This is a genomic window from Pseudomonas sp. Pdm06 (assembly GCF_014851795.1).
In the GTDB taxonomy this organism is placed as follows: domain Bacteria; phylum Pseudomonadota; class Gammaproteobacteria; order Pseudomonadales; family Pseudomonadaceae; genus Aquipseudomonas; species Aquipseudomonas fluorescens_AA.
Genome location: NZ_JACVAH010000055.1, coordinates 1 through 332, shown reverse-complemented (window position 1 = coordinate 332; position 332 = coordinate 1). Strand labels below are relative to the sequence as shown.

General features: G+C 64.8%; 2 protein-coding genes. Both read right to left on the bottom strand.

The window, feature by feature from the left end:
* The coding region (locus tag IB266_RS30535; RefSeq protein ID WP_412548326.1) for a radical SAM protein at positions 1-238 on the bottom strand (238 nt) is incomplete at its 3' end.
* Positions 210-332, bottom strand: a 123-nt coding sequence (locus IB266_RS30530; RefSeq protein WP_192262840.1) for a PqqD family peptide modification chaperone, incomplete at its 5' end; no start/stop codon positions are given. The genes IB266_RS30530 and IB266_RS30535, both read right to left, overlap by 29 nt.

The following is a 332-nucleotide window of genomic DNA, read 5'->3' as shown; positions in this document are numbered from 1 at the left end:
CGCCGCCGGAAAAACCCAGCTGCGCGGCGCCCATCTCCCGGGCTTCGCGAAAGACCTTGAACCACTGCTCGGTGCTCAGCTCCTTGCCCTGCTCGGCGAAGTCCAACGGGTTGGAGCAGTACGGGCATTGCAACGGGCACCGATAGGTCAGCTCCGCCAGCAGCCACAGCGGCAGGCCGACTTCCGGCCTGGGCGGCAGGGCACGGGTGTCAGGCAAGTTCGATCCAGTGCTGTGCACGGGCGACCTCCATGAATTGCTCGATGTCGTCACCAAGTTCCGGCACGTCGGGAAACTGCTTGGCCAACTCGTCGATGATGGTCGCGACATCCCG